At 66.9% G+C, this 19,740-nt stretch carries 16 protein-coding genes and 2 pseudogenes; 10 read left to right on the top strand and 8 right to left on the bottom strand.

All coding sequences use genetic code 11. The features are described 5' to 3' along the window. The first annotated feature begins 25 nt into the window (after positions 1-25). Positions 26-256, top strand: coding sequence for a DUF3107 domain-containing protein (locus AC1AZA_RS02810; protein ID WP_476513234.1), 231 nt, complete (start codon positions 26-28; stop codon positions 254-256). Between the two features lie 64 nt (positions 257-320). Here the strand turns inward: AC1AZA_RS02810 and AC1AZA_RS02805 are convergent, their stop codons facing one another. Next, complete coding sequence (locus tag AC1AZA_RS02805) at positions 321-1,175, bottom strand: PHP domain-containing protein (protein WP_476513233.1); 855 nt, start codon at positions 1,173-1,175, stop codon at positions 321-323. A 105-nt stretch (positions 1,176-1,280) separates the two neighbouring features. On the opposite strand from AC1AZA_RS02805, the gene AC1AZA_RS02800 reads away from it, so the two are divergent. The 4 genes from AC1AZA_RS02800 (at position 1,281) to AC1AZA_RS02785 (ending at position 4,929) form a co-directional block, all read left to right on the top strand. Next, on the top strand, positions 1,281-1,997 hold the full coding sequence (locus AC1AZA_RS02800; protein WP_476513232.1) for a vitamin K epoxide reductase family protein: 717 nt from the start codon (positions 1,281-1,283) through the stop codon (positions 1,995-1,997). 78 nt (positions 1,998-2,075) lie between these two features. Further along, positions 2,076-3,023: a diaminopimelate epimerase gene (gene dapF, locus AC1AZA_RS02795; RefSeq protein WP_476513231.1), complete on the top strand. Its 948-nt coding sequence runs from the start codon at positions 2,076-2,078 to the stop codon at positions 3,021-3,023. Positions 3,024-3,133: 110 nt separating this feature from the next. Continuing rightward, positions 3,134-3,916: a glutamate racemase gene (gene murI, locus AC1AZA_RS02790; RefSeq protein ID WP_476513230.1), complete on the top strand. Its 783-nt coding sequence runs from the start codon at positions 3,134-3,136 to the stop codon at positions 3,914-3,916. Positions 3,917-4,077: 161 nt separating this feature from the next. Then, a complete protein-coding gene (locus tag AC1AZA_RS02785) occupies positions 4,078-4,929 on the top strand; it encodes a patatin-like phospholipase family protein (RefSeq protein ID WP_476513229.1) in 852 nt (283 codons plus the stop codon). Between the two features lie 98 nt (positions 4,930-5,027). Here AC1AZA_RS02785 and AC1AZA_RS02780 read toward each other — a convergent pair whose 3' ends face one another. Then, positions 5,028-5,930, bottom strand: coding sequence for an SPFH domain-containing protein (locus AC1AZA_RS02780; protein WP_476513228.1), 903 nt, complete (start codon positions 5,928-5,930; stop codon positions 5,028-5,030). A 262-nt stretch (positions 5,931-6,192) separates the two neighbouring features. Here AC1AZA_RS02780 and AC1AZA_RS02775 point away from each other — a divergent pair, with 262 nt between their 5' ends. Then, positions 6,193-6,843, top strand: a complete 651-nt coding sequence (locus AC1AZA_RS02775) for an alpha/beta hydrolase (RefSeq protein WP_476513227.1) — start codon at positions 6,193-6,195, stop codon at positions 6,841-6,843. Positions 6,844-6,939: 96 nt separating this feature from the next. Here AC1AZA_RS02775 and AC1AZA_RS02770 read toward each other — a convergent pair whose 3' ends face one another. From AC1AZA_RS02770 to AC1AZA_RS02750, 5 genes and pseudogenes are all read right to left on the bottom strand, one after another. Continuing rightward, entirely contained in the window at positions 6,940-7,233 is a 294-nt protein-coding gene (locus tag AC1AZA_RS02770; protein ID WP_476513226.1) for a hypothetical protein, read from the bottom strand. Between the two features lie 132 nt (positions 7,234-7,365). Then, complete coding sequence (locus AC1AZA_RS02765; protein WP_476513225.1) at positions 7,366-11,073, bottom strand: SNF2-related protein; 3,708 nt, start codon at positions 11,071-11,073, stop codon at positions 7,366-7,368. A 24-nt stretch (positions 11,074-11,097) separates the two neighbouring features. Next, positions 11,098-11,529: pseudogene (locus tag AC1AZA_RS02760) on the bottom strand (GTP-binding protein); the annotation flags it as partial. Between the two features lie 150 nt (positions 11,530-11,679). Then, a pseudogene (locus AC1AZA_RS02755) lies at positions 11,680-13,320 on the bottom strand (GTP-binding protein); the annotation flags it as partial. Between the two features lie 531 nt (positions 13,321-13,851). After that, positions 13,852-14,517 (bottom strand): HD domain-containing protein, encoded by a 666-nt coding sequence (locus AC1AZA_RS02750; RefSeq protein WP_476513224.1) that lies wholly within the window; start codon positions 14,515-14,517, stop codon positions 13,852-13,854. A gap of 255 nt (positions 14,518-14,772) precedes the next feature. Between AC1AZA_RS02750 and AC1AZA_RS02745 the strand changes: the two genes are divergently transcribed. After that, complete coding sequence (locus AC1AZA_RS02745) at positions 14,773-15,549, top strand: hypothetical protein (RefSeq protein WP_476513223.1); 777 nt, start codon at positions 14,773-14,775, stop codon at positions 15,547-15,549. 45 nt (positions 15,550-15,594) lie between these two features. Here the strand turns inward: AC1AZA_RS02745 and AC1AZA_RS02740 are convergent, their stop codons facing one another. Next, positions 15,595-16,572 carry an aldo/keto reductase family protein gene (locus tag AC1AZA_RS02740; RefSeq protein WP_476513222.1) on the bottom strand — a complete coding sequence of 326 codons (978 nt, stop codon included), beginning with the start codon at positions 16,570-16,572 and terminating at the stop codon, positions 15,595-15,597. 299 nt (positions 16,573-16,871) lie between these two features. Here AC1AZA_RS02740 and AC1AZA_RS02735 point away from each other — a divergent pair, with 299 nt between their 5' ends. The 3 genes from AC1AZA_RS02735 to phnE all read left to right on the top strand — a co-directional run bounded on the left by AC1AZA_RS02735 (position 16,872) and on the right by phnE (position 19,736). Further along, positions 16,872-17,954 carry a phosphate/phosphite/phosphonate ABC transporter substrate-binding protein gene (locus AC1AZA_RS02735; protein ID WP_476513221.1) on the top strand — a complete coding sequence of 361 codons (1,083 nt, stop codon included), beginning with the start codon at positions 16,872-16,874 and terminating at the stop codon, positions 17,952-17,954. A 122-nt stretch (positions 17,955-18,076) separates the two neighbouring features. Beyond that, on the top strand, positions 18,077-18,865 hold the full coding sequence (gene phnC, locus AC1AZA_RS02730; protein ID WP_476513220.1) for a phosphonate ABC transporter ATP-binding protein: 789 nt from the start codon (positions 18,077-18,079) through the stop codon (positions 18,863-18,865). 1 nt (position 18,866) lies between these two features. Continuing rightward, positions 18,867-19,736: a phosphonate ABC transporter, permease protein PhnE gene (gene phnE, locus AC1AZA_RS02725; RefSeq protein WP_476513219.1), complete on the top strand. Its 870-nt coding sequence runs from the start codon at positions 18,867-18,869 to the stop codon at positions 19,734-19,736. Positions 19,737-19,740: the final 4 nt, after the last annotated feature.

Genomic DNA, 19,740 nt, shown 5'->3' with positions numbered 1-19,740 from the left:
CCAACACGGATTGCGAGGAAACACCATGGATATCGAACTGGGCGTCCAGAACGTGGCCCGTCCCGTCACCTTCAGCACCGAAGCCGGCGCGGACGAGGTGGGCGGCGCGATCGGCAAGGCCATCGCCGAGGGCACGCCGATCGACCTGACCGACGACAAGGGCCGCCGCATCATCGTGCCCGCAGGCACGCTCGGCTACGCAATCATCGGCTCCGAAACGAAGCACGCGGTCGGATTCGGCGCGCTCGACGCCTGACGATCCACGGTTTGCGACTGGCGGCCGGGAATGCTCTCCATTCCCGGCCGCCAGTCGTTTCACGTCACTTCGCCAACGTGATGGCGCCGCGGCGCACGATCTCGCGCACCGTGGCGCCGTCGGTGACGTTCTCCCCCAGACGGTTCGGCTTTCCGGCGCCGTGCCAGTCCGAACCGCCGGTCACGAGAAGCCCGCGACGCTCGCAGATCGCCAGTAGACGACGACGCTGCTGCGGCGAGTTGTCGCGGTGCCACACCTCCAGCCCGTCGAGCCCCTCATCGATCAGCGCCTCGATCTGCCCGTCGCTCAGCAGCACCGGATTGCGCGCCAACGCGCCCGCATGCGCCACCACCGTCACTCCCCCGGCGAGCCCCACGGCCCGCACCACCTCGTGCGTGGAGGGCGACGGCGTGGGAATGTAATACTTGCTCGACGCGGACACCGCCCGCTCGAACGCCTCGGAGCGCGTGCGGTAGACCCCAGCCGCCACCAGCGCGTCGGCGATATGCGGACGCCCCACCGTGGTCCTGCCGCCCTCGCGCACCTGGGCGAGCACGTCGTCCCACGTGATGGGAAAGTCACGGCTCAGCAGCTCCACCATGGCCTTGGTGCGGGCGAGCCGGCCGGCACGCGTGGCCGCGAACAGCTGGGCGATGGTCTGGTTGCGCGGATCGTACTGGTAGGCGAGCATGTGCACGCTCACCCGGCCGTCCTCCGCGGTGATCTCCGTGCCCCTGAGCAGCGGCACGCCGAACTCGCGGGACGCATCCTCGGCCTCCTGCCAGCCGGCGGTGGTGTCGTGGTCGGTGATCGCCACGCCCGAAAGGCCGAGCTCCTTCGCCCGGCGAATCAGGGTGCGCGGCGTCTCCGTACCATCGGAGAACGCGGTGTGGCAGTGCAGATCCCATCCTTGAGTCATATCACCATCGTAAGCTGTAGCCAGCCGTGGGCATGCACGGACACTCCAAGGGGACGGATGCGGCATGCCCACCACGTGTACCCGATACGGGGAAGGATGACGGACATGGCCAAGACAGGCAACGGCAGGCAGGACGAGACGGGCAAGAACGCAAACACGGACTCCGGTTTCGGGGTCCCGGCTGCGGGCATGGGATCGGTCCCCGCGCTCCGCGGCTGGCGGCACGGCGCCACGTGGACGTATCTGGTGATGCTCGTGGCCTCCGCGGTGGCCCTGTTCGTCTCGTTCATCCTGTCCGCGGAGACGCTGCAGATGGCCCGCCACCCCGGCGTCAAGCTCGGATGCGACGTCAACGGCGTGGTCTCCTGCACCACGGTCGCGCAGGCGTGGCAGTCGGAGATCATCCGGTTCGGCGATCTGAGCTTCCCGAACGCGTTCTTCGGCATCGCGGCCGAGTCGGTGTTCGTGACCGTGGCGGTGATCGGTCTGGCGCGCGTGAAGGTGCCCCGCTGGTTCGCCGTATGCACGTGGCTGGGCGGGCTCGCTGCGCTGGCCTACGCCTACTGGCTGTTCTCGCAGTCCATGTACGTGATCCACGCGCTGTGCCCGTGGTGCCTGGCGCTCATGTTCTCCACGACCGTGCAGTTCATGGGCCTCACGCACGCCACGGTGACCGTGCAGGGTCTGCCGGGCGGCGAATCCGGTTCGCCGGCCGGGCTGCGCAAGTACTACCGGCTGGGCTTCGATCTCATGGTGGATGCGCTGTGGATCGTGGTGCTCGTCGCGCTGATCCTGCTGCAGTACGGCGCCGTGCTGTTCTGACCGATCGGGGTCCCGCCCGTGCTGTCTCGCTCGCGCCGCCCGCCCGCGTTCGTGACCCGTCCGCGATAGGCTGGGCGCATGAGCATTCCGCAGCACGTCACCAAAACCCACGCCACCGGCAACGACTTCGTGGTCTACGCCGATCCGACCGGCGAATACGAGCCCACCGCGGACGAGGTCCGCTTCCTGTGCGACCGGCACTTCGGCATCGGCGGGGACGGACTGATCCGTCTCACCCGCCCGCAAGCCGTGTCCGACCTGACCGCCGAGCGGATCGCCGCATGCGAGGCCGGCGGGGCCGAATGGTTCATGGACTACCGCAACGCGGACGGCTCGCTCGCGGAGATGTGCGGCAACGGCACGCGTGCCGTCACCAGGTTCGCCCAGCGCGAAGGGTTGGCTCCGGCGGCGGGCGAAGGCGCGTTCCGGCTCGGCACGCGAGCGGGCGTCAAGACACTCACCCCGCTGGGCTCCGTGCCCGGCCTCGGCGGCGACGTGTTCCGCGTGGAGATCGGCGCATGGCGCATGGGCGAGGAGAACGCCTATCTGGTCACCGTTCCGGGCACGGCGGGGTCGGCACGCGGCACATTCGTGGACATGGGCAACCCGCACGTGGTGGCCGTCGTGGAGGACGGCACGGCCACGCTGCCGGCGGTGGAGGCGCTCGACCTGACCGTCAAGCCCGTGGTTGCGCCGGCCATCGAATCCGACCAGAACGTGGAATTCGTGCGCGTGGACGGCATGGACCGGGCGGCCGGCACCGGGACCGCGACCATGCGCGTCAACGAGCGCGGCTGCGGCGAGACGCTCTCCTGCGGCACCGGCCTGTGTGCCACCGGCGTGACGCTGCGCGCGAAGACCGGCATAGGCCACTGGACCATCGCCGTGCGCGGCGGCGTGCTGCGCGTGGATGTGACCGACTGCGACGTAACGCTCACCGGCGCGGCAACGATCGTGGGCGATGTGACGCTCGCACCGGATGCCATGGCCGACATGGTCGGCATGGTCGGCAACCGTCGCGCCTAGCGCCTGCGGGAGCGCCCCGGACCGCCGAGTACCAGAGCCAATACCAGAGCCGAGTACCATGTGTGTGAAGGCTCATGTGCAATCACCGTCAACGTTCAGGGGAGGTTCCTATGGCATCCGCAGCGCCCGTCGGCGTGTTCGATTCCGGTCTGGGCGGCATCTCCGTCGTCCGTCAGCTTCGTCGGGACCTGCCGCACGAGCGGGTGCTGTACTTCGGGGATTCCGCGAACGCGCCGTATGGCACCAAGACGCCGGACGAAGTGCGCGAACTGAGCTTCCGGATCGTGGAGGATTTCGTGGCCCGCGGCGTCAAGGCCGTGGTGATCGCCTGCAACACGGCCACGTCCGCGGCGGTCAACGAGCTGCGCGAACGGTATTCGATCCCGATCATCGGCATGGAACCGGCGCTCAAGGTGGCTTGCGACGCGGGGCATGGCATCCGCCAGCGCGTGATCGTGGCCGCCACGCCGCTGACCCTGCGCGAGCGCAAGTTCGCCGCGCTCATGGACCGGTTCAAGGCCGGGCACACCATCTTCCGCCAGCCGTGCCCGGACCTGGTGGAGATCGTGGAATCCGGGCGGCTGGGCGACCATGATCTGGTGATGCGTACGCTGCACGGGTACTTCGACCAATACGACCTGAGTACGATCGACTCGGTGGTGCTCGGCTGCACGCATTTCGTGTTCTACCGCGATTATTTCCGCGAACTGCTGCCGGCCGGCACGGCGATCATCGACGGCAACGAGGGCACCGTCCGGCATCTCGACATGGTACTCGAGTCGCTGGGCGAACGCGCCCCCGAGGATGCCGATGGCGGTGTGGAGCTGCGCAATTCCGATCCGTCGGAGCGCATCGCAGCGCTGTCCCGCGAACTGCTGGAATTCGGGCGCTGACGGCAGGGTGCGAACTGCGCTTGCCGGACTGCGTTTCGCCTAGGCCGCGTTCCGCCGGGTCGTGCAGCAAGCAAGTAAACCGACACAGGCCGGCGAAACGGTGATCCTCCGCGCGAGCGGAACGCGGTAAGCTCGAACCGTTTGCGACGAAAGGGGATCTCATGGGTACGCACAGGACGGCGCTCATCGATGTGGGAGGCGGCTTCCGCGCGATCTTCGGATGCGGCGTGATGGACCGCCTTGCAGACGACGGCATCGACTTCGACCACTGCTACGGCGTGTCCGCGGGCGCAGCGAACATGACCTCCTACATTGCGCGCCAGCCGGGCCGCAACCACAAGTTCTACACCGAATACGCGTTCCGCAAGGAATACGCCAGCACGGAGGCATTCCTCAAGTACCACAATTTCGCGAACCTCGATTACATCTACGGCACACTGTCCAACCACGACGGCGAATACCCTGTGGATTACGCGGCGTTCGAGGAGAACCCGACCGGCTTCACGGTGGTGGCCTGCAACGCCGAGGACGGTTCCACGAAATACTTCGACAAATCCCGCATCCGCTATGACGACTTCGACGTGATCAAGGCATCCAGCGCGGTGCCGGTGGCGTGCGAACCGTACGTGGTGGACGGCGTGCCCTACTACGACGGGGGCATCGCCGACCCGGTGCCGGTGCAGAAGGCGCTCGACGACGGCTATGACCGCGTGGTGCTCATCCTCACCCGGCTCAAGGACGTGCTGCGCGAGCAGAAGAAGGACATCGCGCCTGCACGCATACTGCGCCACCGCTACCCCGCCGCTGCGGAACGTCTGCTGGAGCGCTATCGGACGTACAACGACGAGGTCGCTCTCGCCAAGCGGTACGAACGCGAGGGCACGGTGCTCATCCTCGCCCCGGACGACCTGTGCGGCCTGTCCACGCTGAGCAAGACCTTCGAGGGTCTGGAACTCATGTACCGCAAGGGCTATGCGGCCGCCGAGGCGATCCCGGCGTTTCTGGAGAGCTGACGACCCAGAGATGCCTGCACCGGCCGGCGGTCCAGAACGGATGAATCCGGGCCGCCGGCCGGTGCAGGCGGATAGGCGGGTAGGCGGGGTGGCCTGCCTTACTGCTCCTTGGTCTCGTTGGCGGTGAGCATGGCCTTGGTGACCTGCTCGTAGAGATCGCTGTACCCGCCGGGCGTGCTGGAGGGCAGCACCACGGTCTTGGCGTTCTTGGACTCGGCCAACGAGCGCATCACGTCGAGGTACTGGTTGAACAGGACCACGTTGTTCACGTCGCTGATGTCCATGCCCACGGCCTGCAGGCTCTTGATCTGGTCCACGATGCCGTTGGCGATCTCGCGGCGGTAGTTGGCCTGGCCCTCGCCCTGCAGGCGGGTCTTCTCGGCGTCGGCCTGGGCCTGCGTCTCGATCTGGATGCGGTTGGCCTCGGCGCGCTGGCGGGTGGCCTCCTTCTCACGCTGTGCGGCGTTGATGGAATCCATCGCGTTCTTGACCTGCGGGCTCGGGTCGATGGCGGTGATGAGGGTCTTGACGACGGTGAAGCCGAAGCGGCTCATCTCGTTGCCCACGGTCTTCTGCACGTCGAAGGCCACGTCGTCCTTGCGGGCGAACGCATCGTCCAGGGACAGGGCCGGGATGGCGGAACGCAGGGCGTCCTCCATGTAGCTCCTCAACTGTCCGGCCGGGTCGCGCAGCTCGTAGTAGGCGGTGGCCACGTCCTTGGGGTTGACGCGGAACTGCGTGGAGGCCACCACGGTGACGAAGACGTTGTCCAGCGTCTTGGTCTCCAGCTGCACGTTGAGCTGGTTGACGCGCATGTTGGTCTTCATGGCGATGCGGTCCACGAACGGTATGCACACGTGGATGCCTGCGAACTGTACGACGTGGAACTTGCCGAATCGCTCGATGATGTACGCCTGCTGCTGCGGCACGATGAAGATGGCGGCGCAGAGCAGCACCAGCACAATGACGGCGACAACGGCCAAAACAATCCATCCGACCATGTCGATCCCCTTCCTTGAATGATGAACCGCGACGTCCTTATCCGCGGATCTGTCTCCAGTCTAGAGGACGCGGCGCGCAAACGCCATCAGCCCCGTTCCCCTTCATCCCCGTATTACACGCCTGCCGGCACACAAGACCAAGTCGGCAACACGGCTCGGACGGACCGGAGCAGGTCTGCAACGGGGACATCTGGCGGCGTGTCGCATGCCGACCATAGGCTGGCAGCAGATGCAGCCGGCAGTCGGATCAAGGGAGGACCTCATGGAAGTCACGCGCGCAATCACCCAACTCAACGGACCGGAAACGCGGCCCGTGTTCCTGCTGTTGCACGGCTGGGGCTCCAACGAGCACGACCTGCCGGATCTGCTGCGCTACTGCGCCCCGAACGCCGACTTCGCCTCGCTGCGTGCCCCGATCGGGTACGGCATGGGCTACACGTGGTTCGGACAGTGGGCGCATGAGGGCGTGCCGGAGGGCGCCTCGCTCGACCGGCAGGCGCGCGAGGCCGGCGAGGCGGTGAACCGGTGGGTGGCCGCGAACGTTCCGGCCGCGCGCAAGGTCATTCCCATGGGATTTTCGCAGGGCGGCCTGCTGGCGGGCCATCTGTTGCGTCTGGAGCCGAAGCGGTACGCGGCTGCGGTGAGTTTCTCCGGATGGCTGGCTCCGGGGCCCGTCACGCCCGGAGACGGCGAACTCGAGACGGCCAAGCCTCCGTTCTTCTACGGTCACGGCGGCGCGGACACGATCTTCCCCGAGGCGGACGTGCGGGCGATGAGCGCATTCTGGGCCGCGCACGGCACGCTGACGGAGAAGGTGTACCCGGGCATGACGCACTCGATCTGCATGGACGAGATGCGCGACGTGGCGGCGTTCCTGCAGTCGATCGGCGCCGCGGTGCCCCAGATGTGGTGAGCCGCAACCGGACAAGCACCCGAATATAAGGGAAGGACCCTTCCGAGCCGGTGGCCGGAGGGTCCTTCCTATGAAGTTCAGCGGGGCTGCCCGAAATCAGGCAGCCGGAGCCAGACGCTTGGCGATGGCGGTGAAGGCGGCCTTCACGGCCTTCTCACCGGTTTCACCGAACTCGGCCTTGAGCTGCGGATCGGCGTTGATGGTCTTCTCGATGCGCTCGAGGGTGTTCCACAGGTTCGGCAGCTGGGAATTCGGGGCGGACTCGCCCAACTGGGCGTAGAAGCCGACGTGCTCGACGTCCCTGGCAAGCTTGTCGTTATCGGTCTTGACTGCGGCGAACGCTTCGACGACGGCGCCGAAGGTTTCCTTGATGCTATCTGTAGTGCTCATACCTCTAGGTCTACTCGCCTTGGGGGTTGCATGGGGAGGATGTTGCCGATATTTGTCACAAAAAGCCAACAAAAATCAACAATAGATAACTTCCTGTCCGTCAATCGTTGTATGTGACGCACCGCACAACGATCACGCACTGAGCAGACCGAGCAGATCGTCCCGCGTGAGCGACGCCACGCCGCCGGCGGCCATGCCGCCCTCCCCCAGCACCTGCCGGGCGACCTCGCTCTTGGCGGCCTGCAGCCTGAGCATGCGCTCCTCGATCGTGTCCTTGGCCACGATCTGGTACACGTTGACGTCCCGTGTCTGCCCGATGCGGTGGGCGCGGTCCGTGGCCTGCTCCTGCGCGGCGGCGTTCCACCACGGGTCGGCATGGATCACCACGCTCGCTCCCGTGAGGTTGAGACCCGTATTGCCCGCCTTGAGGGAGATGAGGAAGACGGGCACGTCGTCGCCGTTGAACCGGTCCACCAGCTCCACGCGGCGCTTCTTGGGCGTCTCGCCGGTGATCGTGTAGTACGCCACACCATGTTCCTTGAGCCGGGCGGCGATGAGCTCCAGAAACGACGTGAACTGCGAGAACACCAGCGCCTTCTTGCCTTCGGACATGCACGTACCCACCAGCTCCTCGATGGCGGCGAGCTTGGCGGAACGGTCCTTCGCGTTGGCGTACAGCAGACGCGGATCGCAGCAGATCTGCCGCAGCCTGGTGAGCTCGGCGAGGATGCGGATGCGGTCCGCGTTGAAGTCGCGCGCCTCCTCGTGCGTGAGCAGCAGCTTCAGCCGCTGTTCGTGCGCCGCGTACAGCTTGCGCTGCTCACCCTCGAGCTGCACGGTGACCACGTTCTCCAACTTGTCCGGCAGATCGGTGAGCACCTCGGACTTGAGCCGGCGCAGGATGAATACGCCCACCAGCGCCTTGAGCTTGGCGGCCTGGGCGCGGCCCTCATCCCCGTAAGCGTCGTTGGTGATGGGCATCTCGTAGCGCTCGTGGAAGCGCTTGAACGTGCCGAGCAGGCCGGGCATGAGGAAGTCGAAGATGCTCCACAGTTCGGCGAGCCTGTTCTCCACGGGCGTGCCGGTCAGGGCGAAGCGGTGGGCCGCGTCGATCGACTTGACGGCCTTGGCCACCTTGGTGGTGTGGTTCTTGATCACCTGCGCCTCGTCGATGGCCATGGCATCGAACGCGATGCCGCGGTAGTCCTCCCGGTCGAGCCGCAGCAGGTCGTACGAGGTGACGAGTACGTCCGGACAGGTCTCGCCGCCGCGCACCCCGTCCAGCAACGCCTTGCGCTGCGCCTTCGTACCGGCCACCACCGTCACGGCGAGCGACGGGGCGAACTTGGTGAACTCCGCCGCCCAGTTGTACACCAGCGAGGCGGGGCACACCACCAGACTCGGACGGCCACTCCCCCGCCTGGCAAGCAGCATGGCAATGAACTGCACCGACTTGCCCAAGCCCATCTCATCGGCCAGAATGCCGCCGAACCCCTTGTCCCACAGGGTCTGCAACCAGCGGAACCCGTCCACCTGATACGGCCTGAGCACGCCGGCAAGGCTCTCCGGCACCGCGTACCGGGCGGGGTCGATCACCTTGAGCTCGCCCACGTAGCGGCGGAACGCATCGTCCTTGTCCGCATCGTCCACCACGCCGTCGAGCATGAACGCCTGGAATCCGGGCACCTCCACGGTCCCGTCGCCGCGCTCGAACGCATCGTCGGCCAAGCCCAGATCGCCCGCAGTGCGCAGCGCCTCGTCAAAGGCATCATCCTGCGCATCCAGAGGAACGAGCGTGCCGTCCTTCAACCGGTGGAACCGCTGCCGACGCCGGTAGCTGGCCAGCAGCGCACCCACCTCGTCCGGCGGCACCTCATCCGCCAGCAGCGAGACGTCCACGAGCCCGCCGTTCATGGCGACGGCGAGGCGCGCCTTGGGTGGCCGTGGCACGAGCAGCCGGTCGAACGCGGGCGTGGTAAACACGGCGCCGATCGCATGCAGGGCCTTGAGCCCTTCGTCGAACAGGCGGACGATCGCATGCGTGTCGTCGCGGTCGATGGTCGCCGGCCGTCTCGGATCGGTCACGTCGAAGTAGCGGCGCACCACCTGCTGGGCGGTCTGTTCGGCGGCCAGATCGTGCATGCCGCCGCGATCGCCGGACACCGCAGGGATCAGCCCTACCGTGCGCGAACCATAGCGCACCTTGAGCGTGCAGGTGACGCCGTCCTCGGTGCGGTCCAGATAGCATTCCGGTTCGGCCGGCTGCGGCTTGAGTTCGCGCACGCGGTCGGGCACGTCGCCGTCCACGCCGGCGTGCTCGAGCAGCGGCAGCAGCGTGCGGGCGAACAGGGGCAGGTCGTCGTCGGAGACGAACCGGCCGTCCGGGTCGCCGTCGCACAGGGTGGCGATGACCTGCCGCAGCGGCTCGCAGTCCTCGGGGAACCGGCAGAACCACTGCTCCTCCGCACGTCTGGCGTCGTCGCGGGAAGCGGAGCCGCCCAGTCCTAGCAGCCCCAGCCGGGCGAGTTCGGCGGCCGGCAGGTCGGCGATCTCCTGTCGGCTCATGGAGGACAGCGCGCGGGCGGCGGCCACGGAGGAACCGGGGCCGGCATCGTCGTCCGCTCCCCCGTCTGCGGAGCCAAAGCCGGGTTGCGGCGCGGGGCCGACCAGCATGTACGAGCGTTCCGCGCCATCCACGATCGCGTCGATGCGCACGTCGCCGTGCAGCGCATAGCCGCCGACCGCCCCCTGTTTCGTCCGACGCATGGTGATGCGAATGGGCCGTTCCGTTCCGTCCACACCCACCTGCTTGGGGGTCGAGCGCATCCACTGCTCGAAGACCAGGCCTATGCTGCGTCCCTCGCTGATGTGCAGCAGCTGGGTGAGTTCGTCGTCCGTCAGCGTCAGGTCGCGTTCGATGGCCCCGGGCATGGCGTAATGCAGGGCAGCCAGCGCACTGCGGCGGGATTCGGTCGCGCGCTGCAGGAAGCGCAGCACCGCTTGCCCGTAGCCGTCGAGCATGTCCGGCGTATGGGTGAACGCCAGCTTCTGGCCGTACTGCTCGTAGTCGCCGCCGGCCATGTCCAGCACGAAACGGGAGATCGACTTGAGTACGTAGGCCGAGCCGTTGGCCAGATTGAGGATGCGGAACGACACGCTCCACATGCGGCCGCTGCGCGTTACGGTCGGGTCGAGCGACACCTGCCCGGGGCCCACCACGGCCAATGGCAGCGCGGACGGCGGCCTTCCCGTGCCGAATGCGGCCGTATGGGCGGCACTGTGCGCTGCCACCCCCGCCCCTCCCTCGCGCAGCATAGCATCCCGGCGGGCCTGCTTGCGCTGCGTCTCGAGCCGGTCCAGATGCTCCATGTAGTCGAGCAGATCCATCGAACTGCCGGCCGCCGCGGACCCCTCGAAACCGTGGAAGGCTGACGGGTGGTCGGCGAAATACAGGGCGAGGGCGGCCATGTGCTTGCACACGTCATAGCGGTAGCCCGTGTAGGCGGGGCAGGTGCACGCGCCGTCGTCGAATTCCTCGCTGTTCGCGTCAAAGCTCACCCACGTGCGGTAGACGCTGCTCGGGGAGCTGGTGCCGCGGATCCGGCCGCGGATGGTCAGCAGGGCGTCGTCGTCGGCATCCGGTTCGCAGGTCAGATCGAGCATCTTGGTCTTGGCATGGGCGATGATGTCCCGGGCGCGCATGAGCACCGCGGAGGAGCAGTGGTCCTCGATCTCCAGCGGCAGGACCGTGAACACGCGGCCACGGCCGCCGTGCGCGGATCCCCTGCGCGACGATCCTCCGCGCGACGGCTCGGGACGGCCGAATGTTGCAAAACCCATGCGCCTCACCTTAGCGTGCTCGCCTTACCGCCCCGCTGTACCGCCCGCCCAATCGAGGTGCATGAAATCCGGCACGCGGTACCACTTGACCGGGTAGCCGGCCCCATGCGCGCAGAACACCGAATCCGGCGTGTTGTCCAGATCCGCCTCCGGGTCGTAGGCGGCCTCGGCGATCACCCGGTCGGCGTCATGGCAGGGCCGGTAGCCGCCGAACGTGGCGGAGAAACGACCGCGACCGTGCGTATAGGCATTGACATCCATGGCGTAGTCGCGCATTTCGGAGACCGGGGCACGGCCGACGATCGTCACGGTACCCTCCCGTCCGTCGCCGTCCGGAACCAACGGCGGGTCGAAGTCGCCGCTCATGCGTTGGACGTCGGCCATGGCGCGGCCGATCATGTCCGCCGGCACCTCCAGCCGGAACGCATACCACGGTTCGAGCAGGCGGCAGCTGCCGGAATTGGCCGGCTTCTTCGGCGCGTCGGCTTCGGCCGCGGTACCGGCGAGATTGGGCGTCTTGGAAGCCTTGGACGAATCCGCAGCATCCGCTCCCGACTCCTCCTCGGAACCATCGGCAGGCCGTCCCGCGGCGATCTGTTCCGCGCTGGGATGCCCGATCACGCCGGCACGCGCCTCCATGAGCCCCTGACGGACGGCCCGGTAGGTGGCCTGGCGGAAATCGCCGCCCTCCGTATGCTTCTCGTGCGCGCGGCCGGCCACCAACGTCACGGTCATGTCCGTCAGGGGCGATCCGGTGAGCACACCCAGATGTTCGCGTTCCGTAAGATGCGTCAGGATGAGCCGCTGCCAGTTACGGGCCAGTTCGTTCTCGCTCAGTGCGGAAGCGAAGTGCATGCCGCTGCCCGGTTCGGCGGGCTCCAGCCACAGATGCACCTCCGCATAGTGACGTAACGGCTCGAAATGCCCCACACCCTCCACGGGTGCCGTGATCGTTTCTCGGTAGAGCACCGATCCCGCGCCGAACGCCACGTCCAGCGAGAACCGGTCATGCAGCATCTGCTGGAGAATCTCCAACTGCACCGCGCCCATGAGCTGCACGTGGATCTCCTGCAGCCGTTCCTGCCAGGCCACGTGCAGCATCGGTTCCTCGTCCTCGAGTTCGCGCAGGGCCACCAGCACCCGGTGCAGGGTCAGGTCGTCGAACGGACCGCCGCCAGGTGCGGTAACCGCGTAGGTGAGCACCGGCTGCAGGCTGGGCGGCTCGGCGTCCGGCTCGGTGCCCAGACCCTCGCCGGGGAAGGTGCGCTCCGGACCGGCCACCGCACACACACCGCCGGCGGGCATCTGTGTGACCGTCTCGAATTTGGCGCCGTTGTAAACGCGCAGCTGGTCGGCCTTCTCTGCGCCAGCCTTCTCATCGACGGCATTCGCTCCGGCGTCGCCGGCGCCGGGCAGGCCCGCCCCCGCCGCGTCCGACCCGCCAAGCAGTGCCTTGGCCCTGAGCTCGCCGCCGGTCACGCGCAACCAAGTCAGCCGATTGCCCTGCCCGTCGTGGCTGATCTTGAACACCCTGGCGGCGAATTCGCGGGGCCAGTCCGGCCCGCTCGCATAGCGTTCCAGACCGTCAAGCAGGGCCTCCACGCCGTCGAGGCGCAGGGCCGAGCCGAAATACACGGGGAAGACGCATCGGGCGGCGACCATCGCGGCGAGGCGGGAGACGGTCAGGCGCCCGGATTCCAGAAATTCGTCCATGGCGGACTCGTCCTGCATGGCGAGATCCTCCCATGGGGCCTCGGCCGGATCAGTGGAATCGAGCCCGGCGAACGGGATGCATCCGTCCGACAGGCGCTGGCGCAGCTGTGCGAGCATGGCGGACTCATCCACGCCGTCGGCATCGCATTTGTTCACGAAGACGAACGTGGGCACCGCATAGCGGGCGAGCAGTCGCCACAGGGTTTCGGTGTGGCCCTGCACGCCGTCGGTGGCGGAGACGACCAGGATCGCGCAGTCGAGCACGCGCAGCACGCGTTCGGTTTCCGCGGCGAAGTCCACATGCCCCGGCGTGTCCAGCAGGGTCAGGTGCAGGTCGCCGTGCTCTACGGCCGCCTGATGGGCGAAGATGGTGATGCCACGGCGCTTCTCCAGCGCATCAGTGTCCAGAAAGGCATCACCGTGGTCCACGCGACCGAGTTTACGCAGACGCCCGGTGCGGTAGAGCAACGCCTCGGACAGCGTGGTCTTGCCGGCGTCCACATGCGCCACGATGCCCGCCACGATCCGCTTCATGCTCCGCTCCTTAGTTTCCCGTCTGCGTTCCATGCCCGGTGCCCCTGCGTGAATGGCTCCGCACACGCAGACCCAGCACGTCGCACCAGCCGTACCACTGTACGCGGAGTCCCGGTCCGGGACGGAACCGCCGAGCCTCCTCCCGTGCCGTTCCATAATATGCAAGAAAAGATTGCTTTACTGCAAAAACTAGCTAAATGTGACATTCATGTGCCATACGACACGGGACAGACGGGCAATCGCACCGGCTCCGAGCGGATAAATCCGATTCGTGTGGTGGTTGCTGGCACGTCGCCGAAGGGCCACACTTCAATTGCTCCGCTGTTTCGGGAACGGATGCCCGACCGCACATGGAAAACCACCACACGAATCGAAAATATCGCCACAGTGCCATTCCCCGAAATTGTCCGAGCCGCATGCATTCACCGATCCCGGGCAGACCGGAACATCCCCGGCCTCGCATACCCCTTCGGCACTCTGACCGGCCGTCAGCCGGCTGCGGTCGCACCCGACCGCAGCAACCGCAGAGTCCTACGCGTTGCGCGACTTGAGCGCCAGACGCATACGGTACGCCCCCGAACGGATGAACCCGATGCTGTTGGCCGTGTGCAGCGCGAGCGCGGCGGCGGTTGCCGGACCGAGCGACGGCACGTCGGGCAGAGACTCATCCCCCTCGATGCGCCGCTCGGCGCGGAAGCGCTCCGGACTCACGGTCTCGGACGTCGCGCACATCTTGTCACTCAGGGACACGAGCCAGCCTTCGAGGTACTTCGGCGGCACGTTGGTGAGCGGGTACATGTGGTTGACGAGGCTGTCCGCCACCACGTCGTTGACGATCTCCTCGCCGAAGTCCCGCCGGGCGTTCATGCAGGCGATGCGCCCGTGGATGAAGCCGTGGAGGCGGTGCCAGTCCTCGTTGTCGTGCCAGTCGTACAGGAAGTAGTCGTGCAGGAGGCCGGAGACGACCAGCGAGCGCATGTCCACGCGACGGCCGAGTCCGAGAAGGTTCGCCAGACGCACGGCCCGCTCGGCCACGGCCACCGAATGCTCGAACGTGGTGGTGGCGCCGTGCTGGAGGTACCGCTTCTCGGACTGCATGCCCGGGGATTCCATGATGTCCTGCCCGTATTCGAGCACGGTCAGGAAGGCGTCGCTCGCGGAATCGAGTTCGACGCTCGTCATAGACGAATAAGTCACGAATCACTCCAACCTGTTACGAATGGTCCTCTTGCTTGTGCAACCTCACCACAGCATAGCCGACATTCCTCCCGACCGCGTACGCCCGGGCGCCATGCGGCCACGCGCAAGGCCTTGCGAGGTTATGCACCGCGACACGATTTATCCACATATCCACCGCCGCAGCGGAGCGCCTTGCCACGGCCATACGGCGAGGCCTACGGTGGGCGCGACGGGGCCGAGCGACGGACCCGCGGGAAGGGAAGGGGACCGACGATGGTCACTGTGGAGGAGTGCCGGGACGACAACGGCAACGGGGACGAGGAGGGAACCGCGATCCTGTATCCGCCGGACGTGGCGAACATCATGCGAGAAATGCAGCCGGGGGTCTACCGGCGGGCGCTACGCAACTTCGCCCGGCAGTTCGGCATGGACCCGCGCGACGCGGTGGACGCCGCCTTCCGCGACTGCGTCCACTACCTGTTCTGCGAATGGCTCACCTATGACGTGAAGCTCGAGGGCGCCGACGACCTGACCCCGTTCGACTTCGTGGCCCTGAGCGCATACGGCCACGGCCTGCTGACCGAGCGGCAGTTCGCAGACATGCAGGAGGTGTCGGAGTCGAACTTCGCCTCGTGGTTCTGGATGAACCGGGCCAGCGCCGCCGAACGGACGGTCGTCCTCGAGGACATGGCGGACGGCACGACGTACGAGATCTATGCTCCGGACACGGCGGCACGCTACGACGGCGCTCCGGGCGGCAGCATGGTGGCCCGTCTCGCCAAGGCGCGCGACGAGTGGAAACTCGTCTCTCCCCCGCCGGCGGTGATCCGCGACCCGCACGACGAGGAGGAACGCGAGCGCGTGAGGGCGCTCGCCCAGATGCACCGGTCGGATTTTCTGGGGCTGCTGGCGCAGGTGCTGCCGTACGACCCGACGTACCGGCAGGAGGTGCGCCGCGCACGGTCCCTCAATCGGTCGCAGCGCCGGGCCCGCGACCGTGCAAGGGACCGGGCGCGGGACCGGATGGCCTCCCGGAGCGCAGGGCGATAGGCGCGGATCGCCCCGCCCACGTTCCGGGCCGGAACGCCCGGCGGGTCAGCCCACGTGGCGCTCGAAGCGCTTGAACCCGAGGATGTCCTCGATCTCGGCCATCGCGTCCGCGGGAATCTTGAGGCCGGACGCCTTGAGGTTGTTGGCGAGCTGGCTCGGCTTGCTGGCGCCGGCGATCACGCAGCTGATCTCGGGATGCTGCAGGATCCACGCCATGGCGAGGATGGCGAGGTTGGTGCCCAGCTCGTCGGCCACCTTCGAGAGGCGCTCCACCTTGTCCAGGTTCTCGTCGGTGAGCAGGTCGTTGATCTGGTGGTCGGACTGCCAGGTGGCGCGCGAGCCTGCGGGCAGCGGCTGGCCCTTGCGGTACTTGCCGGTGAGCAGGCCCTGCGCGAGCGGGGAGAACACGGTGATGCCGATGCCGTGCCTGTCGCACAGTCCCATGATCTCGTGCTCGATGTAGCGGTCGACCATGTTGTACTGCGGCTGAGCCACGGTGATGGGGTACAGGTTGTAGCGATCGATGATGCGCTGCGCCTCCTCGAGCCTGGCACCGCCCCACTCCTCGGACACGCCGTAGTAGAGCACCTTGCCCTGGGCCACGAGGTCACTCATGGCGCGCAGGGTCTCCGTCAGGTCGCAGGTCTCGTCGAAGCGGTGGCAGTAGTAGAGGTCCACGTAGTCGGTCTTCAGGTTCTTCAGGGTCTGGTCGATGCTTTCGAAGATGTGCTTGCGCGACAGGCCGCGGTCGTTCGGGCCCTTGCCGGTCGGGAAGTAGACCTTGCTGGAGATGACGAGTTCGCGCCTCGGGTACTGCGCGAGCGTCTCGCCGAGGAAGCGCTCGGCTGCGCCGCCGGAGTAGGCGTCCGCACAATCGAAGAAGTTGACGCCGCTGTCGAATGCGAGTCTGACGATGTCCCGCGCGACGTCCTCCTGTGCACTGCCCTTGAGGTCGGTCATCCAGCTGCCGAGCGCGATTTCGCTGATCTTCAGGCCCGATTTGCCCACGTTGCGGTATTGCATGATGCATTGCTCCTTGAAAGCGTTTCCAACGGTTCGCTACCAGTACACCACCTCAACCGTACTTGAACGCAAACATGGGCCTCCCCGACCCGCCGCCCGGCCATCGCGGCCCCGAAGGTTGCCGCAGGGTTACGCGCGCCCCAACGGTCACGAAACATTATTCAACGTTTTAGTTTTTTGTGGAATTTCATTCAATCCAGCGTTTAGCATGAAGACGCCGGCAGGAACCATCAGCGCGCGGGCATCCGCATTCCGGCGCGCAACGATTCGGCGTGACGCCGGCGGAAGGAATGAGAACCATGTTCGCGAAGAAGACCCAGAAGAAGATCGCGGCCCTGCGCAACGCGGCGGCCGCCGTACTGTCCGGGGCCCTGTGCCTCGGCATGCTCGCCGGCTGCGGCAACCCCGCGGCCAACGGCGGTTCGTCCGCCTCCGGTTCCAAGACCATCGACACCCTCAAGGTGGCGTTCGTGCCGTCCAAGGACCCGCAGGAGATCATCACCGCCACCGAGCCGCTCAAGAACCTCCTCAAGGACCAGCTCGGCAAGGAAGGCTACACCGTGGGCAACGTCGACATCACCGTCGGCTCCAGCTACGAGGCCGTGGGCGAGTCCCTGAGCGCCGGCACCGTGGACGTCGGCCTCATCCCCGGCGGCACCTACGTGCTGTACGACGACGACGTGGACGTGCTCCTGACCGCCACCCGCAGTGGCCTGAGCATCGACTCCGACAACCCCAAGGACTGGAACGACAACGCGCCCACCAAGGCGACCGACAAGCAGACCACCTCCTACCGCGCGCTCATCATCGCCGGCCCGTCCGAAAAGGGCCAGGCCCTCGCCAAGAAGGTCAACAGCGGCGAGAAGCTCACCTGGGACGACATCAAGGACGTCAACTGGTCCGTCATGGGCGCCTCCTCCCCCGCCGGCTACATCTACCCGGCGCTGTGGCTCAAGGACAACTTCGGCAAGTCCATCCCCGACCTGACCCACGCCGCCCAGTCCGACTCCTACGGCTCCGCGTTCGCCCGCCTCGCCCAGGGCCAGTTCGACGTGCTCGCCACCTACGCCGACGCCCGCCGCGACTTCGAGAAGAAGTGGACCACCGACTTCGGCCGCAAGGACGACATCTGGAAGGAGACCGCCGTCATCGGCGTCACCCCGCCCATCTACAACGACACGGTGAGCGTGTCCAAGAACTCCAAGATCATGAACGACGATTTCAAGAAGGCCCTGTCCGACGCGTTCATCGCCATCGGCAACTCCGACGAGGGCAAGAAGGTCATCGCCATCTACAGCCACGAGGGCTACCAGCCCGCGAAGTCCTCCGACTACGACAACGAGCGCCAGGCCCAGGAACTCGTCAAGCAGCTCAAGAAGTGACCGCCCGGGTGCCCGGTCCCTCCCGCCACGCCACGGCAGACGCGGAAGGGCCGGGCATCCCCCGTTCCGGCCAGCATCCCAGCAAGCGTTCCCATGGAACCCCGAGGAATCGAGAGACACGCATGATCGAAATGCAGCATGTCGAAAAGACCTATCCGAACGGATACACCGCCCTGCACGACGTGAACCTCACCATCGACCAAGGCGAATACGTGGCCGTGATCGGCCTGTCCGGCGCCGGCAAGTCCACGCTCATCCGCACCATCAACCGCATGATCGGCATTAGCGGCGGCAAACTCACCGTGGACGGCACGGACGTGAGCGCCCTGAACGGACGCCAGCTGCGCCGCTTCCGCCGCAACGTGGGCATGATCTTCCAGTCGTTCAACCTGGTCACGCGCACCAAGGTGATCGGCAACGTGCTGGCCGCCAAGGTGCCGGACCTGCCGTGGTGGCGCTCCCTGCTCGGCCTGTTCCCCAAGGCGGACGAGATGGAGGCCCTCAAGGCGCTCGACCAGGTGGGCATCGCATCCAAGGCGTACACGCGCGTGGACCAGCTCTCCGGTGGTCAGCAGCAGCGCGTCGCCCTGGCCCGCGCCCTCATGCAGAATCCGAAGATCCTGCTGGCGGACGAACCGGTCGCCTCCCTCGACCCGGTCACCGCCGAGCAGGTGATGGACGACTTCGGGCGCATCAACCGCGAGCGCAACATCACGGTCATCATCAACATCCATCACGTGGATCTGGCCTTACGCCACGTGAGCCGCGTGATCGGCATCCGCGCCGGCCGGATCGTGTACGACGGCGGCGTGGACGGGGTGGACGATGCCGTGCTGCGCGACATCTACGGCGACGAGGCCCCGCAGATCGACCGGACCTCCACCACACCGGCTGCGGAAGGCGGGCGCTGACATGGCCGGCGTCAACCAGACCGCTTCCGCCGCGGCCCCGGCACCCGAGGCCGTGACCGTCGCCCCCGCGAAGGGCGGCACGACGATCACGCTGCCCGGCGGCACCGAGGTGTTCAAGCCGCGCTCCTACGCCCTGCCGATCGCCGCGGGCATCGCCGTGTTCGGCGCGTTCTGCGTGTGGTTCACCGGCTTCGACCCGACCGTGCTCGCCGAGCGCGGCGACGAGTTCTTCGTGATCCTCGGCCGCATGTTCCCGCCCGACTGGTCGAGCGCCGGAAGCATCGTGGACCCCCTGCTCGACACGATCCGCATGTCCCTGCTCGGCTCGGCCATCGGCGCGGTGGCGGCTGTCCCGTTCGCCATGCTCGCCTCCACCACCATCGTGCACGCCAAGGCAGTCACGCTGGCCATGCGCTTCGTGTTCAGCCTCATCCGCACGCTGCCGACCATCATCACCGCCCTGATCGCCACGTACATCTTCGGCCTCGGCACGCTGGCCGGCACCACGGCCATCGCCCTGTTCACGTTCTCCTATCTGGGCAAGGTGCTCTACGAGGAGATCGAATCGGTGGACATGGGCGCCTTCGAGGCCATGACCGCGCTGGGCGCCTCGCCCGCGCAGGCGTTCCGATTCGCCGTGCTGCCCGCCGTACTGCCGTCGTACATGTCCAACGCACTGTTCTGCTTCGAGGGCAACGTGCGCTATTCGGCCATCCTGGGCTACGTGGGCGCCGGCGGCCTGGGCCTCATCCTCAACGAGAACCTCGCGTGGCGCGAATACTCCACCGTCGGCATGATCCTGCTGGAACTGCTGGCCACGGTGTTCGTGATCGAGACCACGAGCCGTGCAATCCGCCGCCGTCTGGAATAGGGGG

It is taken from the genome of Bifidobacterium sp. LH_389, from assembly GCF_056357235.1.
Note: the sequence above shows the minus strand (reverse complement) of the source record. Positions and strands in the feature narration are given on the sequence as shown.

What these genes read in the sequence shown, in the direction of transcription:
- murI (WP_476513230.1), top strand. Translation starts at nt 3,134, where the DNA reads ATGGCATCCGCAGCGCCCGTCGGCGTGTTCGATTCCGGTCTGGGCGGC.
- dapF (WP_476513231.1), top strand. Translation starts at nt 2,076, where the DNA reads ATGAGCATTCCGCAGCACGTCACCAAAACCCACGCCACCGGCAACGAC.
- AC1AZA_RS02765 (WP_476513225.1), bottom strand. Translation starts at nt 11,073, where the DNA reads ATGGGTTTTGCAACATTCGGCCGTCCCGAGCCGTCGCGCGGAGGATCG.
- AC1AZA_RS02745 (WP_476513223.1), top strand. Translation starts at nt 14,773, where the DNA reads ATGGTCACTGTGGAGGAGTGCCGGGACGACAACGGCAACGGGGACGAG.
- phnC (WP_476513220.1), top strand. Translation starts at nt 18,077, where the DNA reads ATGATCGAAATGCAGCATGTCGAAAAGACCTATCCGAACGGATACACC.
- AC1AZA_RS02785 (WP_476513229.1), top strand. Translation starts at nt 4,078, where the DNA reads ATGGGTACGCACAGGACGGCGCTCATCGATGTGGGAGGCGGCTTCCGC.
- AC1AZA_RS02810 (WP_476513234.1), top strand. Translation starts at nt 26, where the DNA reads ATGGATATCGAACTGGGCGTCCAGAACGTGGCCCGTCCCGTCACCTTC.
- AC1AZA_RS02800 (WP_476513232.1), top strand. Translation starts at nt 1,281, where the DNA reads ATGGCCAAGACAGGCAACGGCAGGCAGGACGAGACGGGCAAGAACGCA.
- AC1AZA_RS02740 (WP_476513222.1), bottom strand. Translation starts at nt 16,572, where the DNA reads ATGCAATACCGCAACGTGGGCAAATCGGGCCTGAAGATCAGCGAAATC.
- AC1AZA_RS02775 (WP_476513227.1), top strand. Translation starts at nt 6,193, where the DNA reads ATGGAAGTCACGCGCGCAATCACCCAACTCAACGGACCGGAAACGCGG.
- AC1AZA_RS02735 (WP_476513221.1), top strand. Translation starts at nt 16,872, where the DNA reads ATGTTCGCGAAGAAGACCCAGAAGAAGATCGCGGCCCTGCGCAACGCG.
- AC1AZA_RS02780 (WP_476513228.1), bottom strand. Translation starts at nt 5,930, where the DNA reads ATGGTCGGATGGATTGTTTTGGCCGTTGTCGCCGTCATTGTGCTGGTG.
- phnE (WP_476513219.1), top strand. Translation starts at nt 18,867, where the DNA reads ATGGCCGGCGTCAACCAGACCGCTTCCGCCGCGGCCCCGGCACCCGAG.
- AC1AZA_RS02805 (WP_476513233.1), bottom strand. Translation starts at nt 1,175, where the DNA reads ATGACTCAAGGATGGGATCTGCACTGCCACACCGCGTTCTCCGATGGT.
- AC1AZA_RS02770 (WP_476513226.1), bottom strand. Translation starts at nt 7,233, where the DNA reads ATGAGCACTACAGATAGCATCAAGGAAACCTTCGGCGCCGTCGTCGAA.